General features: G+C 67.1%; 15 protein-coding genes. 11 read left to right on the forward strand and 4 right to left on the reverse strand.

Translation table 11 applies throughout. The features are described from left to right. The first annotated feature begins 8 nt into the window (after positions 1-8). Both Q1K09_RS01020 and Q1K09_RS01025 read left to right on the forward strand, forming a co-directional pair. Positions 9-2246 carry a transglycosylase domain-containing protein gene (locus Q1K09_RS01020; RefSeq protein ID WP_300342460.1) on the forward strand — a complete coding sequence of 746 codons (2238 nt, stop codon included), beginning with the start codon at positions 9-11 and terminating at the stop codon, positions 2244-2246. 3 nt (positions 2247-2249) lie between these two features. Beyond that, positions 2250-3182, forward strand: coding sequence for a metallophosphoesterase (locus Q1K09_RS01025; protein WP_300342461.1), 933 nt, complete (start codon positions 2250-2252; stop codon positions 3180-3182). A gap of 227 nt (positions 3183-3409) precedes the next feature. Here the strand turns inward: Q1K09_RS01025 and purD are convergent, their stop codons facing one another. Beyond that, positions 3410-5779, reverse strand: a complete 2370-nt coding sequence (purD, locus tag Q1K09_RS01030) for a phosphoribosylamine--glycine ligase (protein ID WP_300342463.1) — start codon at positions 5777-5779, stop codon at positions 3410-3412. Between the two features lie 45 nt (positions 5780-5824). Here purD and Q1K09_RS01035 point away from each other — a divergent pair, with 45 nt between their 5' ends. Beyond that, entirely contained in the window at positions 5825-6472 is a 648-nt protein-coding gene (locus Q1K09_RS01035; protein ID WP_300342465.1) for a pentapeptide repeat-containing protein, read from the forward strand. A 182-nt stretch (positions 6473-6654) separates the two neighbouring features. On the opposite strand, the gene Q1K09_RS01040 is transcribed toward Q1K09_RS01035, so the two are convergent. Together Q1K09_RS01040 and Q1K09_RS01045 are read right to left on the reverse strand one after the other, a co-directional pair. Beyond that, a complete protein-coding gene (locus Q1K09_RS01040; RefSeq protein WP_300342467.1) occupies positions 6655-7518 on the reverse strand; it encodes a MerR family transcriptional regulator in 864 nt (287 codons plus the stop codon). 68 nt (positions 7519-7586) lie between these two features. Then, a complete protein-coding gene (locus Q1K09_RS01045) occupies positions 7587-7958 on the reverse strand; it encodes a GNAT family N-acetyltransferase (protein ID WP_300342469.1) in 372 nt (123 codons plus the stop codon). A gap of 376 nt (positions 7959-8334) precedes the next feature. Here Q1K09_RS01045 and Q1K09_RS01050 point away from each other — a divergent pair, with 376 nt between their 5' ends. The 6 genes from Q1K09_RS01050 (at position 8335) to Q1K09_RS01075 (ending at position 13818) form a co-directional block, all read left to right on the forward strand. Continuing rightward, a complete protein-coding gene (locus Q1K09_RS01050) occupies positions 8335-9357 on the forward strand; it encodes an asparaginase (protein ID WP_300342470.1) in 1023 nt (340 codons plus the stop codon). Positions 9358-9367: 10 nt separating this feature from the next. Then, a complete protein-coding gene (locus tag Q1K09_RS01055) occupies positions 9368-9724 on the forward strand; it encodes a sterol carrier family protein (RefSeq protein ID WP_300342472.1) in 357 nt (118 codons plus the stop codon). A 134-nt stretch (positions 9725-9858) separates the two neighbouring features. Beyond that, entirely contained in the window at positions 9859-10155 is a 297-nt protein-coding gene (locus Q1K09_RS01060; RefSeq protein WP_300342474.1) for a hypothetical protein, read from the forward strand. Further along, positions 10142-11740, forward strand: coding sequence for an amidophosphoribosyltransferase (purF, locus tag Q1K09_RS01065; RefSeq protein WP_300342475.1), 1599 nt, complete (start codon positions 10142-10144; stop codon positions 11738-11740). Before Q1K09_RS01060 ends, purF begins: the two co-directional genes overlap by 14 nt. Continuing rightward, positions 11737-12909, forward strand: coding sequence for a phosphoribosylformylglycinamidine cyclo-ligase (purM, locus tag Q1K09_RS01070; RefSeq protein ID WP_300342477.1), 1173 nt, complete (start codon positions 11737-11739; stop codon positions 12907-12909). The genes purF and purM overlap by 4 nt, the downstream gene beginning before the upstream one ends. Before the next feature lie 144 nt (positions 12910-13053). Further along, entirely contained in the window at positions 13054-13818 is a 765-nt protein-coding gene (locus Q1K09_RS01075) for a hypothetical protein (protein ID WP_300342479.1), read from the forward strand. Here the strand turns inward: Q1K09_RS01075 and Q1K09_RS01080 are convergent. Further along, a complete protein-coding gene (locus Q1K09_RS01080; protein ID WP_300342481.1) occupies positions 13815-14198 on the reverse strand; it encodes a hypothetical protein in 384 nt (127 codons plus the stop codon). The genes Q1K09_RS01075 and Q1K09_RS01080 overlap by 4 nt on opposite strands. Before the next feature lie 278 nt (positions 14199-14476). Between Q1K09_RS01080 and Q1K09_RS01085 the strand changes: the two genes are divergently transcribed. Then, positions 14477-15514 (forward strand): nucleoside hydrolase, encoded by a 1038-nt coding sequence (locus Q1K09_RS01085; protein WP_300342483.1) that lies wholly within the window; start codon positions 14477-14479, stop codon positions 15512-15514. Then, positions 15511-16377 (forward strand): histidine kinase, encoded by an 867-nt coding sequence (locus Q1K09_RS01090; RefSeq protein WP_300342484.1) that lies wholly within the window; start codon positions 15511-15513, stop codon positions 16375-16377. Before Q1K09_RS01085 ends, Q1K09_RS01090 begins: the two co-directional genes overlap by 4 nt. Positions 16378-16404: the final 27 nt, after the last annotated feature.

The raw sequence follows: 16404 nt of genomic DNA on the forward strand, positions 1-16404 counted from the left end.
TGGTAGCTATGGCGTCTCGCAAGTCCCCTCTTTTTGACACGGCTACCACCGTGGGCAAAATTATGTCCTTCCTGGGCATCAGCGCCCTGTGCGGCCTGCTCGCTGCGGGTCTGGTCTTCCCCCTGGCGGCCACCGGGGGCGCAGCCGCCTCGGCCGGCAGCGACGTGCTGGAGGAAGTTCCCACGGAGCTGGCCGAAGAGCCGCTGTCCACCCCATCGCGGATCTACGCCAACGACGGCGAGACGCTGCTGGCCACCTTCTATGAGGAGAATCGCCAACCGGTCAGCTATGACCAGATCTCCCAGCACATGAAGGACGCGCTGATCGCCATTGAGGATGAGCGGTTCTTCGAACATGGCGGCGTCGACGCTCAGGGTGTGGCCCGCGCCATGGTCCACAACCTGACCCGGCCCACCCAGCAGGGCGCCTCCACGCTGACCATGCAGTACGTCAACAATGTGCTGAACAACGCCTCCGTGGTCCGCGGTGAGGGAACGATTCTGGGATCCTTCGCCCAGGAGAAGACCTATGCGGACAAGCTGCGTGAGATGAAGCTGGCGGTCTCGGTGGAGCAGGAGATGACCAAGGAGGAGATCCTTGAGGGCTACCTGAACATCGTGATGCTCGGCGGCACCAACTACGGGGTGGAGGCCGCTGCCCAGTACTACTGGGGCATCCCGGCCTCAGAGCTGAATATTCAGCAGTCGGCCACTCTGGCGGGACTGGTGCAGTCGCCCAACTACTATCGGCCGGACCAGAACCCGGAGGCGGCCCTGGAGCGGCGCAACGTGGTACTGGGGACCATGCTGCGCAACGGCTTCATCACGGAGGAGGAGTACGACGAGGCCGTCGCCTCTGAGCTGGACCTCGACGTGACTCCGACGCGCTCCGGTTGCGTGGAAGCCACCATGGGCCACTACTTCTGCGACTACGTGGCGAAACTTATCCGCAACGACGAGACATTCGGCGAGACGGAGGAGGACCGCGAGCGTCTGCTGTACCGCGGCGGATTGAACGTGGTCACTACTCTGGACCCGGATGCACAGACAGAGGCCGAGGACACTGTCTACGAAACAGTGCCGGTCGACGATCCTTCCAATAACCGCGCCTCCCTGATCTCTCTCGATCCCGAGACCGGCAATATTCTGGCCATGGCCCAGTCGACGGTGTATGACCCGGAGCCTGAAGACGGCAATACCACCGTGAACTACAACCTGAACTTTGAGTACGGGCAGTCCGGAGGCTTTAACGTCGGTTCAACCCTCAAACCGTTCATCGCCGCAGCCTACGTGGAGGAAGGCGGCTCCATGGACGACGTTGTCGATGCCTCAGTGGATGAATATGAGTATCACGAGGAGTGGACTGCCTCCTGCATGCCTGGCGGTACCGTTCCACTGCTTCCCGACGGGGAAGGTGATGAGTCCGAGGCGTGGACACTCGAGAACGTCGGCGACAACATGAATCGCCGTATGACCATCGACTACGGCCTGTACTACTCAATCAACACCGCCACCGCAGCGACCGCACACGATATGGACCTCTGCGCCATTGACGACATCCTCGACCGACTTGAGATCAAGCGCGCCAAAGAGTTCAACGGCACCTTTGACGTGAACCTGGCCAGCACCCCTGCTGCCATGCTCGGCGCTGCAGAAATCTCTCCCCTCACGTTGGCTAGGGCATACGGCGCATTCGCCAATGATGGCGTCATCTGTCAGCCGCGTGCGCTGCTGGAGGTCACTGACCAGCAGGGCACTGAGTATGACCTTCCCGAAGAAGATTGCGAGGAGAGGGTCGACCCCGACGTCATCGCGCAGGTCAATGACACGCTCGTCAACATTGCAGAGCGTCCGCTCGGAGATTCTCCCTTCACCCCCGGCAATCCGCCATTCCCCATGCTTGGAAAGACCGGCACTGCCGCGGGATCCTCCAATACGTGGTTCGCCGGTTCCACTGAAGGCATGACGAGCGTGGCCCACATCGGCCGGACAGATGGCAACGCGCGGCAGCTGACGCCGACCATCAATGGCGTTACCTATGAGGACGGCTTCTACGGCTCCTCGCTGGCCCAACCCATGTGGTACGACTACATGGTCGAAGTGGCCGAAGCCTATCCCACCGGGGATTTCCGCGAATCCTCCAATTCTCCGTTCAGCGACCGCCGCGATTACCGCTACAGCTCGCCGATCCCGGGATCCAGCTCCGACAACGGCGACTCGGACGACGACGACTCAGACGACGACTGAGCCATGAGCACTCCGCTGGTGCGCGCGTCGGTCACCGGCGCGGGCGCACTGACTGCGCTCGGCGCTGCCGCGCTGGTCTACGCCAACCGGGTGGAGCTGACCCGCTTCACCCTTCGGCGTGCCGCGGTACCCGTAGCCGGGCTGCCCGGGCCGCTGCGGATCCTGCACATCTCCGATATCCACTATGTGCCCGGGCAGCGGAAAAAGCTGCGCTGGCTGCAGCGGCTGGGCGAGCTGGAACCAGACCTGGTGGTCGACACCGGTGACAACCTCTCTCGCCAGGATGCTGTGCCGGAGGTTCTTGACGCCCTGGCTCCGCTGCTGCAGTTCCCCGGCTGCTTTGTGCCCGGCTCCAATGACTACTACGCACCCCGGTGGAAGAACCCGCTGAGCTATCTGGCCGGACCCTCCCACCTGAGTCCGGATGCTCAGACACTGCCCACCGGCGACCTGTTCTCCGCCTTCGAGCAAGCTGGTTGGGCAAATCTGACCAACGCACACAGCGCCGCCGAGGTCGCTGGCCTGCGCGTGGAGTTCTCCGGGGTGGACGACCCCCACCTGAACCAGGATGAGTTCAGCGGCTGGACCGGGTACCAGGACCCCAGCCTCCCGCGGCCGGACCTGCGGATAGGCGTGGCGCACGCCCCGGTGCGTCGAGTGCTGCAGACCTTCGCCGACTCGGGGGCCGACCTGGTGCTGGCCGGCCACACCCACGGCGGGCAGGTCTGCCTGCCCAGTCTCAGCGGCCGCGGGCGAGCGCTGGTGACCAACTGCGATCTGCCTGCGGCCCACGCCAAAGGGCTTCATCAGGTCCCGGCATCCGACGGCGGGCGCACCTGGGTGCACGTCTCCGCAGGGATCGGCACCTCGGCTAAGGCGCCGATCCGCTTCTTCTGCCCTCCCGAAGCCACCCTGCTGACGCTCACCCCCGCGTAGAGCAGACCGGGCCATATCCAGCGCGGCGGGAGCCCCACCGGATATCTCACCCCCGCGCAGACCTGACCGAACAGGACCACCGGGCAAAGTCAGCTGGCAGCGCGGGGGCGGCACCCCTGGTCCTGATTCACCACGGATCCCGACTCAGCGGGGACCGATTCAACGGGCCCGACTCACCGGGACTCCTCCGTGTCAGGGACGCCCTTCAACTCAGGGACCCGGAACTATCAGAGGCTCGGTTCAGCTCCGGTGATGCGGCGGAAGGCGTCCACATAGCGTTCGCGGGTGGCGCGAACAATATGCTCCGGCAGCGCGGGAGGCTCCTGGCCGCCGGCACGGTCCCACCGGGAATCCGGGCTGGTGAGCCAGTTCCGGACGAACTGCTTGTCGAAGCTGGGCTGCGGGCCGCCGGGCTGCCACGCTTCTGCGGGCCAGAAGCGGGAGGAGTCCGGGGTCAGCACCTCATCTGCCAGTACCAGTTCGCCGTCGTCATCCAGCCCGAACTCAAACTTGGTGTCAGCCAGCAGGATCCCCGCCTCCCGGGTCCGCTCCTCGGCTAGCCGGTAGATGCGCAGACTGGTCTCGCGCAGCCGGCGGGCCAGATCGGCTCCGTTCTGCTCTGCCAGTGCGTGAAAGGTGATGTTCTCATCATGGTCGCCCTGCTCCGCCTTGGTGGACGGGGTGAAGATGGGTTCAGGAAGCTGCGATCCGTCCTGCAGCCCCTCCGGCAGGCTGATGCCGGTGACGGTGCCGTGCTTCTGATACTCCAGCAGTCCCGATCCGGTGAGGTATCCGCGCACGATGGCCTCAGCGGGCACCATGGTCATCCGCCGTACGATCAGTGCGCGGCCGGCCACCTGCTGCGGCACCCCGTCAGGGCCCGGTTCGCTGGTGACCACGTGGTGGCCGATCCCCTCGGCATCCAGCTGCTGGAACCACCACAGGCTCAGCTGGGTCAGGATGGCGCCCTTGCCGGGGATGCCGGGGGTCAGCACATGGTCATAGGCGCTGATGCGGTCAGTGGCGACCATCAGCAGCACGTCCTGGCCCGCCCAGGCGGAGCCGGGTGCCGGCTGGTACAGCTCCCGGACTTTCCCGGAGGCCACGTGCTGCCAGCCGGGCAGCTGCTGGCCGGGGGCCCAGTCCGCGCCCGCGGCGCTTCGCTCGGCTGCCGCTGCCGCCGAGGGTGCCGGGGCTGGACTCGGTGCTGCGGCCGACGCATTCGGCGCCCCAGGGCCGCCGGTCTGCGCCGGAATCGAGGAGGTCGCCGTCTGCACCGAATTCGACGGGGAGGTCACGCTGATCTCTCCGCGCACTGCTTTCGCGGCGATGTCGGTGCGGTACTGCATACCGGGCCAGCTGATCCGGTCGGCGCCCGCGTAGGCCCGCTGCACCGCCTCCTGGAGGCTCTCGCCGGTGGCTACCACGGCCACCACGCGTCCTCCAGAGGTGACCAGGGCGCCGTCGTCGTTGACAGCAGTCCCCGCGTGCAGCACCGCCACGCCGTCAAGCTGCTCAGCGTCCTCCACCCCGGTGATCACGTCCCCCTTGCGCGGGGAGTCGGGGTAGTTCTCCGCAGCGAGGACGACGTCGACCGCGCTGCCGGGGCGCCACTGCAGCTGCCGGTCCTCTCCGAGGCGGCCGCAGGCAGCATCCAGCAGCAGACGGCCCAATCCGGTCTCCAGCCGCTCCAGCACCGCTTGGGTCTCCGGGTCGCCGAACCGGACGTTGAACTCCACCACTCGCACGCCGCGGGAGGTCACCGCCAGCCCGCAGTACAGCACGCCGACGAAGGGGGTGCCGCGGGCGGCCATCTCCTGCACGGTGGGGCGGGCCACCTTCTCCACCACCACGGAGGTGAAGTCGCGGACTGCGCCGTCGTCGTCGGTCTCGGTGTAGTTCTCCAGCCAGTCCAGGGGGGTGTAGGCACCCATCCCGCCGGTGTTGGGGCCCTGGTCCTGGTCGAAGATGCGCTTGAAGTCCTGGGCAGGGCTCAGCGGCACCAGGTTCTGTCCGTCGCAGAGCACGAAGAGGGAGACTTCGGGGCCGTCGAGGAACTCTTCGATCACCACTGTGCCGCCGGCGGCGAAGCAGGATTCGGCGTGGGCCAGTGCCGCGGAGCGGTCTTCGGTGACCACCACGCCCTTGCCGGCAGCCAGGCCGTCGTCCTTGACCACGTAGGGGGCGCCGAAGCGGTCCAGCGCATCGGCTGCGGCGGTGGGGTCCGCGGCGTGGACGGCCTGGGCGGTGGGCACACCGGCGGCGGCCATGACTTCCTTGGCGAAGGCCTTGGACGCCTCCAGCTGGGCCGCCTGCTGGGAGGGGCCGAAGACTGGGATGCCGGCCTCGCGCACGGCGTCGGCGACTCCGGCGGCCAAGGGGGCCTCGGGGCCGATGACCACCAGGTCGAATCTGCCGTCGACTGCCAGAGCGGCGATTGCAGATCCGTCGTCAGCGGCTGCGTCGTGGCAGGTGACCTGCCGGGCGATTCCGGCATTGCCGGGGGCCGCCTCCACGGCCTGGACTGCGGGGTCGCGCCGCAGTGCGCGGATGATTGCGTGCTCTCGCCCACCGGGGCCCACCACTAGAACCTTCACAGTGCCCCAGCCTACCGGGGCGGGCCTGCGGCATAGAGTGGCCGTATGGATGCGCCCCGGATCACTGCACCCCGCCTGGAGGGACTCGAGCAGATCGCTGCCGACGAGCTCGCCACAACCTTCTCCCTGGAGGGCAGACTGCTGCGCTCCGAGGAGATCACCGGCAACCACCTTCGCGAGGTGAGCGTGGTGGAGTCCCGCCTGGAGCACCTCACCCTCACTGACGCCGACTTGACCGGCATCAGCCTGGCTGAATCAGAGGTGCACCGCCTTTCGGCCGCCCACCTGAAGGCACCACGGTCCCGGTGGCGGGAGGTGGCCGTCACCGGCTCGCGCATCGGCGCAGCCGAGCTGTATGAGGCCGAGTTCTCTGGGGTCCGGGTGAGCGGCAGCAAGCTGGACCACCTCAATCTGCGCGCAGCGCAGCTGAGTGATGTGCTCTTCGAAGACTGCAGGATCGGGGAGCTGGATCTCGGCGGGGCACGAGTCCGCCGGATGCGGCTGATCCGCTGCACGGTGGACACGGTGGCGCTGGAGGGCGCCGAACTGGCAGATGTGGATCTGCGCGGGGCAGAGCTGAGAGCCGTGGTGGGCCTGGCCTACCTGCGGGGTGCGCTGATATCCGCCTCCCAGCTGCAGGAACTGGCTCCGCATCTGGCCGCCCAAGCCGGGATCCAGGTGGATTTCGATTAGCTGATCACCGCCTGCGTGCTACCGATATCCCTCGCTTTTCAGCGGGCGGCCTCTGCGGGCCACATGTGAAAAGCCAGCGACGGCACGGGCCAGTTTGGCCGTGGGTGCCGTGCGCGGGCGCTGCGGCGAGGCGCGCGGCGGGGTGCCGAGCGGGCGGGCGCGGCACCGCTTCACGCAGCGGTTCAGCGGTGGTTGCGCCGCACCCACTCTTGGAGGGCGTCGCGGACCAGCTGCGCACCCTCGGCGCCGCCGTAGTTGGCGGCAAAGCGTTCGTCGGCCACATACATCTCAGCCAGGCCGAGCAGATAGTCGGCGTCCAGCTGACCATCGGTCCGCGGTGCGCTCGGGACACCCTCCAGCCACGCGATGTGCTGCGAAGCCAGGTCCTGAGCGCGTGCAGAGTCCGGAACTGCGCCGTCGTCGGCGGCGGAGCGCCACGCGGCGTTGAGCGACTCGACCTCCGCAGTGAAGCGGCTCTTCTCCTCGGGGCTGAGTCCCTCCCACCAGTCGCTGCTGCGTGTCCAGGCATCGGCTCCCCAACGCTGGATGACCTCGTCCTTGTGCTGTGTGTGGTCGAACCCGTCGAACATGGTGTCCGCCATGAGCTCACCACCTCCTTCCAGAGTTGTGATCGTGTGTTGAACCGAGGCGATCTGCCGCCCCAGTCGCTCCTGCTGGGAGCGCAGGCTTCTCAGATGCTCGCGGAGCACCTGGGCCTGCGCGGCCCGATCAGCCCCGGCGCCTCGGTCGGCGGGGGCTGATCGGCCGGCCGGAGCGGGTCGGTCGCCCGGAGCGGGTCGGTCAGCCTCCAGTGCTCGGCTGATGTCCGGAAGGCTCAGGCCCATCTGCCGCAGCAGCAGGATGCGCTGCAGGCGGAGAAGCGCCTCGGCGTCATAGTGCCGATAACCATTGACGCCCACCCGTGAGGGCGGCAGCAGCCCGATGGCGTCATAGTGCCGCAGGGTCCTACTGGTCGTCCCGGTGAGGCGAGCGACCTCCTGAATGGACCACTCGGCCTCCCCGGCGGCGGCAGTTTCGGCCGTCATGCTGCACTCCTTTCAGCTGGTGCCTCCACGCTAGAGGTTGACGCAACGTCAAGGTCAAGAGAGGGCCCTCAGGGCTGCAGCTCTTTGAGATAGCACAGCATGCGGAAGTCCTCGCCCGGCTGGATATTGGTGAAGCCGTGGCGCTCGCAGAACCTCCGTGCATCGAGGTCAACTTCATCCACGTTGATGTGCATCTCGGAGCCGCCGCGCGCTTGCACCTCAGCGATCGCCTTCTGCAGCATCAGACTCCCTAGGCCGCGGTTCCGGCGCGAAGGCTGAACATAGAGTTCATCCAGGACCGCCAGCGGCCCGTCGTCGTAGATGGTCGGCCGCAGAGTCACCAAAGCGTGCCCAGCGGGGCCGGCACGCTCGCCTGCGAGGAGCACGAATCCATGATCGCCGGCGATGATGCAGTGGAAACGTTCTGCCAGCTTCTCCACCGGCGGGCACGGCGAATTGAACTCCGCATCGAATCACGCCTGCAGAGCAGCGGCGGCAGGAGCTTCCTCCGCAGAGGCCAGCCATACGGTGGGCGGGAGTCCCATCACCTGATCATTTCAAAACAGATAAAAGATATATGCGCGCACTTTTAAACTATGTCCGCTGGTAACTTGCGTCAAGACGCCGGGGAGACTCCCGGAATTTCCCCCGCGCAGTGAAAACCGCGCCTCGTAGACGAGTTCCCGGGCAGGGGGAGGCGGCGCCTCATGCAGGACTCCCTCGCGGTGAGAGGCCTCGTCTTTTATGCACGCGCCCCCGGGCACGCTCCGCGGCGGGGCGCAGCCGCACCGGGTGCCCGCCGATAGGCTAGGGACTATGAGTACTGTGCAGACCGCCTCCCCCGCCGCCTCCGCAGAACTGGCACTGGTGACCCGCGCCGGTGTGGTGGAGTCGCGCCATCTCGGCTCAGCCGTACTCCTCGGCCCCGACGGCAGCGTGGTGACCTCCCTGGGCTCGCCGGAGTCGATCATCTTCCCGCGCTCATCGCTCAAGCCGCTGCAGGCCATCGCCTCGCTGCGAGCCGGAGCCCTGATCAGCCCCGAGGCTGTCGCTCTGGCCTGCGGCTCGCACATCGGATCCCGCCGCCACCAAGAATTGGCGTCCCGCACCTTGGCCAAAGAGGGGCTGGACCAATCCGCACTGAAGTGCCCGGCGGCCCTGCCGTCCCGATCAGCGGACCTGCGCATCCACATTGAGGCAGGCAAGGCCGAAACACCTCTGGCCTTCAACTGCTCGGGCAAGCACACCGCCTTCCTGGCAGCCTGCCGCACCCAGGGGTACCGGCTGGCCACCTACACCGATCCGCAGCATCCTCTCCAGCAGCGCGTCACTGAGGTCTACCAGGAGTACACCGGCGAGGCTCCGACGCTGCACGGGGTGGACGGCTGCGGCGCCCCCGCTGCGGCGATGCCGTTGACCGCACTGGCCCGCGGCTTCGGAAAGGTCGCCTCAGCGCTGAGCCGACGCGATGCCGAAGTCCATGCCTTCACCGTGGCCCAGGCAATGTTGGACTACCCGTGGGCGGTGCACGGCCAGGGTCAAGCGGACACTGTGGTGATGGAGGAGCTGGGCCTGCTGGCCAAGTCCGGCGCCGAAGGCGTGCTGGCCGTGGCCGCACCCGACGGCACCGCCGCGGCGGTGAAGACCCTGGACGGCTCGGGCCGGGCCAATCACTTGGTGGCACTGAGCCTGCTCGGCGCCCACGGAGCCGTGGACCTGGACCGGCTGGAAGCTGTGCTGAAGAAGATCGTGCCGCCCATCACCGGCGGGGCGGAGAACACAGTGGCCGGCAGTCTGCGGCTCTCCGATGGGGTCACCGCCGCTCTCCGTCACCTCTGAGGAGCACCCGATGCCTGCACGCCGCCGCATCTCTGCGCAGCAGGGCGCCGCCGCCGTGACAGCGTGGGTCCAGGGCGATGCCTCCCGCGGCACCACCGCCACCGCAGTGCGCTACCTGCTGGAGGAGCTGACCGAACGCGCCCCCGGCAACTCGGTGGAAGTCCGGGTGCCGCCCTTCGGGGTCACCCAGTGCGTGGCCGGACCTACTCATACCCGCGGCACCCCGCCGAATGTGGTGGAGTGCGATGCCGCCACCTGGCTTCAGCTGGCCACCGGCTCGCTGACCTGGGAGCAGGCCTCCGCTGCCGGGCGCATCAGCGCCTCCGGCACCCGGGCAGACCTCTCCACGCTGCTGCCGCTGATCTGAGGCGCCCGAAGGTGGGTACGGCCGGCCCCTTTGCTCCGGCGACCTGCTGCCGGGAGTGTCGGCCTGCGCACGGGCAGCTCCCGCTGATCTGAGGGGCGCCAGGCAGCACGGCTGGGGCCTGTAGAATTGTCCCTATGCCCTCGACCACGCCGCACCGTACGGTGAGCGTCCGCACCGCCCCTAAGCTGCTGCCCTTCCTCATCGGCGCAGTGGCAGTGGCATTCACAGCCGCCGTCGTCGTCGTGTATTCCACCCCGCCGGCGGAGAACTACACCCGCGCCTCCTCCCTGGGACATATGACGCTGGTGTTCTGCATGCCGGCGCTGGCCCTGGCAGCCACCGCCTGGCTGACCGTGGAGAAGCTGCTGCGGCGCAAGAAGGAGACCTACAGCATTGCGCCTGCGGAGAGGACAGCCGATGGCCCGCGCTGACGGCCGCCTGAACTTCAACCTTCTGGACGAGGATCCGCTGCCGCAGGACGAATGCGGAGTCTTCGGAGTCTGGGCTCCCGGCGAGGAGGTCTCCAAACTCAGCTACTACGGGCTCTACGCGCTGCAGCACCGCGGCCAGGAATCGGCCGGCATCGCCACCAGCGACGGCAACCACATCCACGTCTACAAGGACGTCGGACTGGTCTCCCAGGTGTTCGACGAGACCACGCTGACCACCCTGCGCGGGCACATCTCGGTGGGCCACTGCCGCTACTCGACCACCGGCGGCAACCAGTGGTCCAATGCCCAGCCCACATTGGGCGACACACCCCACGGCACAGTAGCCCTGGGGCACAACGGCAATCTCACCAACTCCGGCGAGCTCTACGACCGCATTGTTCAGCGCCACGGCAGGCCCAACTTCGGCGAGCTGGCCCAGGGCAACACCACTGATACCGCGCTGGTGACCGCACTGCTGAAGGATCAGCCCGGCGAGTCCCTGGAGGAGCAGGCCCTGGCCCTGCTGCCGACCCTGAAGGGCGCGTTCTGCCTGGTGTTCATGGACGAGAACACGCTCTACGCCGCCCGCGATCCGCAGGGAGTGCGTCCGCTGGTGCTGGGCCGGCTGAGCCGCGGCTGGGTGGTGGCCTCGGAGCAGTCAGCCCTGGCCACTGTGGGAGCCAGCGTGATCCGGGAGATCGAGCCGGGTGAGTTCATCGCCATCGATGCCGACGGCGTCCGGTCCCACCGCTTCGCCGATGCCGCTCCGGCCCGCTGCGTCTTCGAATACGTCTACCTGGCCCGGCCGGATGCGAACATCAACGGCCGCAGCGTCTACGAATCCCGGGTGGAGATGGGGCGCCAGCTCGCCCGGGAGGACACCCACGACGCCGACATCGTCATTCCGGTGCCCGAATCAGGCACCCCGGCGGCGGTGGGCTACGCCGAAGCCTCCGGGCTCCCCTTCGCCCAGGGTTTCATCAAGAACTCGTATGTGGGCCGGACCTTCATCCAGCCGAGCCAAACCCTGCGCCAGTTGGGAATCCGGCTGAAGCTCAACGTGCAGGAACACGTGGTCAAGGACAAGCGGGTGGTCGTCGTCGACGACTCCATCGTCCGGGGGAACACGCAGCGTGCCATTGTGCGCATGCTCAAGGAGGCCGGCGCCGCCGAGGTGCACGTGAAGATCTCCTCCCCGCCGATCAAGTGGCCCTGCTTCTACGGCATCGACTTCGCCACCCGCGCCGAGCTGATCGCCAACGGCGCGACTATGGAGGAGATCACTCAGGCGGTGGGCGCAGATTCGCTGGCCTACATCAGCGAACAGGGAATGATTCAGGCCACCGGCCAGCCGCGCTCCACCCTGTGCACCGCCTGCTTCTCCGGGGAGTACCCGATCGAGCTGCCCCCGGAGGACCGCCGCGGCAAGATGCTGCTGGAGCAGCCGGTGCTGCCCGGGATGCCGCACCGCCGGGTGCAGGCCGGATGCGAACCGGGCCCCGACGCAGAGTTTGAGCTGGACGAGACGGAGGCGCCGCTGCGTGAAGAGGCCCTCAAGGACACCACGGCGAAAGCAGGCAGATGACAGCACACCGCAGCGGCGGCGCACCGATCACCTACGCCTCCTCAGGGGTGGACGTGGAGGCCGGCGACCGTGCCGTGGAGCTGATGAAGGCCCATATTGAGGCCACCCACACCCCGCAGGTGGTGGGCGGATTCGGCGGCTTCGCGGGCCTTTATGACGCCTCCGAGCTCAAGCGTCTGCCGCGGCCGCTGCTGGCCACCTCCACCGACGGGGTGGGCACCAAGGTGGCGATCGCCCAGGCGCTGGACAAGCACGACACCATCGGCTTCGACCTGGTGGGCATGGTGGTGGACGACATTGTGGTCTCCGGGGCGAAACCGCTGTTCATGACCGACTACATCGCCTGCGGGAAGGTGGAACCGGCCCGGATCGCCGACATCGTCTCCGGGATCGCCAAAGCCTCCGCAGAGGCCCGCACCGCCCTGGTCGGCGGGGAGACCGCCGAGCATCCGGGGCTGCTGGGTGAGGACGAGTACGACGTCGCAGGGGCCGCCACCGGCGTGGTGGACGCCTCCGCGGTGCTGGGACCTGAGCGGGTACGGGCCGGGGATCTGGTGATCGGCATGGCCTCCTCCGGGATCCATTCCAACGGCTACTCACTGGTCCGCCGAATTGTGAAGGAGGCGGGTTGGGCCTTCAGCCGGCATGTCCCCGAATTCGGACGCACCTTGGGCGAGGAGCTGCTGGAACCCACCCGGCTCTACACCCAGCCCTGCCTGGATCTCGTCACCGCGCTCAACGGTGATCCCGCTGAGGGCGAGATTTCTCCCGAGGCGCCCGTGCGCGGCTTCAGCCACGTCACCGGAGGCGGTCTGGCCGCAAACCTGGCGCGAGTTCTTCCAACCGGCCTGCTGGCCACTGTGGACCGCTCCACGTGGGGGTGGCAGCCGGTGTTCCGCGTGCTCAGCAAGCTCGGCGGCGTGCCGCAGGCCGATGCTGAGCGGACCTGGAATCTTGGCGTGGGCATGGTGGCCGTGGTGGCCGCAGAGCAGGCTGATGCGGCTATCGCCCAGCTCAACGCCGCGGGTCAGCGCGCCTGGGTGATGGGTGAGATCAGCCGCTACGACGCTGCTGACTCCCGTATCACTGCAGCTGGTGAGGACTTTGTGCAGGGCGCCAAGGGTGTCGACGGCGGCGGCGTGCTGCTGACCGGCTCCTACGCCGACTGAGGCTCCGGCTTTCTGTTCCGCCCCGATGCGAGAACTGCGGCTCTCGGTGGATCGTTATTAATTTGCAATAGCAACATGTTGTTTGCCGCTGCAATGTAGGTCATGCTGGTGGCACACCGTCTGTCGCCCAGAAGGAAGCCGCTCATGACTGCCCCACTCCGCACTTCGATACTCTCAGCGCTGGCCGCCTTCGGGCTGTTCTTGGCCGGTTCAACGGCTGCCTCGGCGGCCGGTGAAGAGATCCCCTTTGACCTCCACGGCACCGTTGAAGGTCCAGAGATCACCTTCGAATGGGAGGAGATCCCCCAAGCCGAGGCCTACCAATGGACCATTAATGTGGCGGGCACTGACGGCGTCTTCGACTCTGACGAAATTACCGAGACCAGCGCAGTCATCGACGTCGAGGAGATGGGTCTGGCCGGAAACGAACCAGAAGACTATCTGGAGATGGACCTGACGCTGGGCTTCGGTGTTGCCGGTGTCTTTGCTGACCCTCAGCAGTACTACGCCTTCGAGCAGCTGCGTTTCCAGCTGGTCCAGCTCGACGACGGTTCCTTCACCGTTGGCCCTCCTTATTCGGATCCGATGCTCAGCGAGGAGGAGGCTGAGGCGCACTTCGCCGAGCACTTCACCGTGGTTGAGGATTCCGCAGAGACAGAATCTCCCACTACCGAGCCCTCCCCCACTACTGAGAGCCCCGAGCCCACCGAGGAGACCACCAGCGCTGAACCGGAGGAGACCAGCGCATCGCCCACACCACAGGAGACTGACTCTCCGGAGACAGCGCCGGCCAGCCAGGAGGACCCGCTGGGCGGCTGGGGCACTCCGCTGATGATCGGCCTGGGAGTGCTGGGACTGGTGCTCATCGGCGTCGGCATTGTCATGGCTGTCCGACGCGGGCGCGCCTAACGCGGTTGAGCGTACAACTCACGGTCCACTTGCTTGAGGAAGATCCACAGCCGGGCTGCCGCCCAGGCGAACAGCATGCCGACTGGCAGCAGAGCCGTGCCCAGAATCGAGACGATCAGCTGCGCGGCTGTCTGTTCACCTAACAGGGGCGTCAACCGAGCGACAGAGATCAGCCCGTTGAATATCAGCGCGAACGCAGCGATGCCCATCAGTAGCCAGCTTCCGCGGCCGGGGTCGCCGAAGAGCCGATTCGCCCGCTGGGGCCAGGGGCGGCCGGTCTGACGCTGGCGCTGCCGCAGCAGTTCTTCGCGCTGAGCCACAGTGATGTTGCCGGGCGTGACCGTGCGCTGTGTTGACTTGGGCTCATCTGCACGAGGCATGAAGGACCTCCTGCCTGCCACGCTAGGTGAGGCGCTGCCGCGTCACAAGGGGGTTATCCAGCAGGCATGGCTGAATGACGACGGCGGGGAGAAGGCACCCGCCCGCGGCGGCGAGGCACTTCATCGGCGACCCGCCGCCGGCCCCTCGCCACAACGGATGGGAACCAGTAGCAACCGCCCGCGAATCTCCCACCCGTTATGGCGGTTTTGACCGAAAATCCGGCCCGCTGTGCCACAACGGATGGGACACAGTCATCTTCCGCGGCAGAATGGACTAAGTGATTCGGCTTTTTATTGACTGCGACCCGGGCATCGACGACGCCATCGCCCTGGGCTACGCCCTCTGCCAGTCGGACGTGGAGATCACCGGTATCGCGGCCAGCGCCGGTAACGTCCCGGTGGATGCAGTCACCCGAAATGCGCTGGCCTGGCTGGAACTCACCGGCCGCACCGACATTCCCGTCCACCGCGGGGCCGAGAACCCAGTAGCGCACCGCGCGGGCGACCCGGCTCCGATCTTCGCCGACGACACCCACGGTCCGCTGGGTGCAGGTCACGCAGTGCTGGATGAACCGACGACGACGGCGCATCAACTCTCCGCCGCCGAAGCCTGGGTGCAGACCGCCCGAACACATCCGGGTGAGGTGATCGGCGTCGTTCTGGGTCCGCACACCAATCTGGCACTGGCGCTACGCCTGGAACCGGAACTCCCCACCCTGCTGAAGCGGCTGTTCATCATGGGCGGGGCCTTCAACTACCGCGGCAACACCCATCCGACCACCGAATGGAACATCACCTGGGATCCGGAGGCTGCCGCTGAGGTGTTCGCGGCCTTCGGAGCTCCGGGGACCCCGCTGCCGGTCATCGGCCCCATCGAGGCCACCGAGGCAGTGGTGATGACCCCGCAACTGTTGGGACAGATCACGTCCTCATCCTCAGCAGCACCCCGCTGGCGGCAATATCTGGGGCAGCTGGCTGAGGCACTGCGCTTCTACTTCGAGTTCCATGAATGGGACGGCCACGGCTACCTGGCGCAGATCCATGACCCCTATGTGACCGCCGCGGCCATCGGCTGGGCACGAGCACAGACAGCAGATTCGCTCCCGGCCGCTGAACAGGAGATAATCCCGTGGGCGCATACCGCAGATGCCGCCGTCGATGTTGAACTGATCGGCACCCTGACCCGCGGTGAAACGGTGGCCGATTGGCTCGGCCGCTGGAACCGGCAGCCCAATGCCACCCTGATTCGCAGCCTGGATGCCTCGCAATTCTTGACGCACCTGGCCGAGACTCTGATGAGAGGACCTGACCAATGAGTACCGACCCGACCTCTGGGCAGGGGTCCGCTGCAGCCGCGGCGGATCCCGGAGAAACCCAGCACACTGAATCCCTGTACCGACCGCTTCCTGCTCCCGCATGGACTCTGGCGGCCATCGCCGCCGGCTCCCTGGTCATCCTCGGCACCTATCTGTGGGTGCTGACCAGCCAGCCAGCCACGCTCGGCCAGGATCTGGGCCACACCACTCTGGGTGTGATGCTCGGCTATTTGACCGGCGCCGCTCTCATCGCCGCCGGCACACTCCCCCGCATTCCGCGCAGCGTCTACGCGCTCATGCCCGTCGCGATCGCTCTGAACATCGTGGTGGGTCAGGTGGTGGGAACCCTCACGCCCATCCCGCTCTATCTGGACTCTCTGGGCACGGTAGTTATCGGCGTCATCGCCGGTCCCGCCGCCGGAGCCCTGACCGGCATCCTCAGCAACGTCATCTGGGGTGTGACCATCAACCCCACCGTCATCGCCTTCACCGCCGGCGCGGCGTTCATCGGTGCCGCCGCCGGCTGGGCCGCCCGCTCCGGCGCCTTCCGCGCGCTGTGGTGGGCCGTACTGGCCGGGGCCGTGGCCGGAGTTCCCGCCGGCGCACTGGGTGCACCCGTGGCGGCGTACCTGTTCGGCGGCGGACTTGGCGTGGGCACCGGCGGCGCCGTGGCCACTCTGCAGGCCGCCGGCCTGGAAATGCTGCACGCGACCTTCGCCCAGTCGGTAGTCAGCGACATCGCCGATAAGGCCATCATCTTTGCGCTGGCCTTTGCCGTGCTGTGGGCCCTGCCGCGCCGTATGCGCGGACGGTTCCCCTTCACAGCGCATTCCTTCCGGCGCACCTCACCGCGCACCCGGTGACCACTCCCGACGGCGCCGGCAGCCCAC

This window comes from Nesterenkonia sp. (assembly GCF_029265375.1).
Taxonomy (GTDB): Bacteria; Actinomycetota; Actinomycetes; order Actinomycetales; family Micrococcaceae; genus Nesterenkonia.